This is a genomic window from Cupriavidus sp. 01L46 (assembly GCF_056399905.1).
Map to the genome: position 1 here is coordinate 1 of NZ_JBFTSF010000571.1, position 1,627 is coordinate 1,627.

Consider the following 1,627-nt stretch of genomic DNA (forward strand, 5'->3'; position numbering starts at 1 on the left):
GACTATGGGCTGACCATGGAGGAGCTGGAAGCGGCGGGATGCTTCGATCCGCCGTCGCCTCCGCCACCTCCGCCGCCGGCGGTCTGCTACCGCAACGCCGCGGGGCAGAGTTGGGACGGGCAGGGCGACATGCCCGACTGGCTGCAGCGGGCGGTCAATGCGGGGCAGAGTAAAGAGTTTTACCGGGTCGGGTAGTGATGTCGGTTATCAATGTGCGTAGGCAAACCTTGTAGAATTTCAAGCTAAACGCTTTCCCGTGCAAGCGAATCGGCGCGAACCCCTGTGCTCGAAATCTATTCGCACGCGCGCGCAACCGTTAGCGGCGGCATGCTGCCACCCACGCCGGCACACGCCGGCGTGTTCGACGATGAGCAGGCGCGCAAAACGGTCATCAACCTGCGCGACCAGTTCAACAGCTTCCAGGCCACGGCGACCCAGCGCATTGAGCAGAAGGACTATTACACCGACCTGGATGCGCGCCTGAAGAAGTTCGAGCCGCAGCACACTTCGGTCGAAGACCGCGAAGGCACGTCGCAGCCGGGCGAGAAGCCCGAATACGACGCCGCGCTCAAGCATTTCCAGGCGGGCGATTTCAAGAGCGCCGGGAATTCGTTCTCGTCGTTTATCAAGAAGTATCCGCAGAGCCCCTACCTGCCGCTGGCGCAGTACTGGCTCGGCGACTCGCTCTACGCGCAGCGCGACTACAAGGGGTCCACCTGGGTGCTGCAGAAAATGATCCATGCCAACCCGACGCATCCCAAGGTGCCGGACGCCATGATCGCGGTGGCCAATAATCAGTTCGAGTCCGGCCAGAAGGATGCCGCGCRCAAAACGCTGGAACAGGTGCTGGCCAAGTATCCAGGTACCGAAGGCGCGCGTGCGGCGAACAACCGGTTGAAGACGCTGAAGTAAGTGCGGGTCAGTTCGCGCTGGCCGTTGAGGCCGGCGCCCAGAAGGTGGTGCCCTGGTAGTGGCGGTCGCCCTTGGTCTGCAGGAAATAGCACTTCTTATCACTATGGTGACAATTTCCGGAAAACCTGTACGCCGGGACTTCCGCCCCGGCGACCGGCTTAGATGCGCTGATGGGCAATCCGCCGATAACGGCCGCGATCACGCTGTCGGACAGCACATTAACCGTCATTTGCACGCCCACGATGGGGTCATCGTGGTGCTGCGCGACCCCCTGTGCCTTCGMCCAGGCGAACGCAAACGCTTGGTCGGCGGTCATTGCGGCCGGCGTTTGCAGAGGTTGGAGGGTCACACTGTACAAATATACAGTATTAGGAGAATTCGCGCCGGGTTGGATTGTGCTTGCGCAGTCGTACCACGTTTTGTACAATGTTCGTAGTTGGATGTTCGCAGTAGAGCAGGACCGACTTTTCGGAACGTCCCGACCCCCATACCTTGTTACGGGATCAGGGCAGGCAGAAATGCCTGGGCTGTAGCGCCAATACGCCGCGCAGCTTGGGGTGCAAGTTGAGGTGTATCGATGAATATCCTGACTTTTAGCGAGGCGCGAGCCAGCTTCAAGCAGGCGTTGGATTCGGTTTGCAAGGACCATGAGCCCACTGTCATCACCAGGCAGCGGGGCGAGCACGTAGTGCTGCTCTCACTCGAGGATTACAAC

The 1,627-nt window shown here is 60.5% G+C and carries 4 protein-coding genes; 3 read left to right on the forward strand and 1 reads right to left on the reverse strand.

Going from position 1 to position 1,627, the window contains the following annotated elements; genetic code table 11:
- Both AC1DS3_RS38455 and ybgF read left to right on the forward strand, forming a co-directional pair.
- Window positions 1-195: H-NS family nucleoid-associated regulatory protein (locus AC1DS3_RS38455; protein WP_477129341.1), on the forward strand; the 195-nt coding region annotated here is incomplete at its 5' end.
- A gap of 132 nt (window positions 196-327) precedes the next feature.
- Window positions 328-912, forward strand: coding sequence for a tol-pal system protein YbgF (gene ybgF, locus AC1DS3_RS38460; RefSeq protein WP_477129343.1), 585 nt, complete (start codon window positions 328-330; stop codon window positions 910-912).
- 7 nt (window positions 913-919) lie between these two features.
- Here ybgF and AC1DS3_RS38465 read toward each other — a convergent pair whose 3' ends face one another.
- On the reverse strand, window positions 920-1,228 hold the full coding sequence (locus AC1DS3_RS38465; protein WP_477129342.1) for a hypothetical protein: 309 nt from the start codon (window positions 1,226-1,228) through the stop codon (window positions 920-922).
- A 261-nt stretch (window positions 1,229-1,489) separates the two neighbouring features.
- On the opposite strand from AC1DS3_RS38465, the gene AC1DS3_RS38470 reads away from it, so the two are divergent.
- The coding region (locus AC1DS3_RS38470) for a type II toxin-antitoxin system Phd/YefM family antitoxin (RefSeq protein WP_477129344.1) at window positions 1,490-1,627 on the forward strand (138 nt) is incomplete at its 3' end.